This is a genomic window from Streptomyces niveus (assembly GCF_001723055.1).
GTDB lineage: Bacteria > Actinomycetota > Actinomycetes > Streptomycetales > Streptomycetaceae > Streptomyces > Streptomyces niveus.
Window position 1 is genome coordinate 19284 of record NZ_MDCR01000130.1, and the last position, 469, is coordinate 19752.

1 protein-coding gene is annotated in these 469 nt (G+C 69.3%); it reads right to left on the reverse strand.

The genetic code is table 11. The annotated features are described in order from the left end of the window. Positions 1–179 precede the first annotated feature (179 nt). Positions 180–469: EF-hand domain-containing protein (locus tag BHU15_RS16685; protein ID WP_497210034.1), on the reverse strand; the 290-nt coding region annotated here is incomplete at its 5' end.

Consider the following 469-nt stretch of genomic DNA (forward strand, 5'->3'; position numbering starts at 1 on the left):
TGCTTGAGGCGGATTTCGCTGCCCAACGGCCACATCGAGTACCGAGAGTGGATCAGCCACCCGATGAGAAGCGCGTGTTGAGGAGGCCCTGCCGCTCATGGATTTCGCGGGCACCTGAGCCGCAAGTCCAGACGTGGGCGCAGGAGCGTGCGGCCCTGGCCGCCACGTGCACGAGTTCGTCAGGCGTCGGCGAGAAGAGGGTCGTACGGGGTGCTCGTGCGGCGGCCCGACATGAAGGAGAGGAAGTCACGCACGAAGGTGCTCCGACCGTAGGCGCCGTCGGTGGGGCTGAGGTCGCGGTGGAAGGCGGTGCGGAAGAGGGTCCGGTGCTCGCCGGCATCGATGCTCCCGCTGCCGTCCTTGTCGGTGGCGTCAAAGAGCACCTCGGCAACGCGGATGAGCGCGGGTCCGGCGAGGGAGGGGATGGCGGCGGCGTACTCGTCGGCGCTGACGCGGCCGTCGCCGTCCG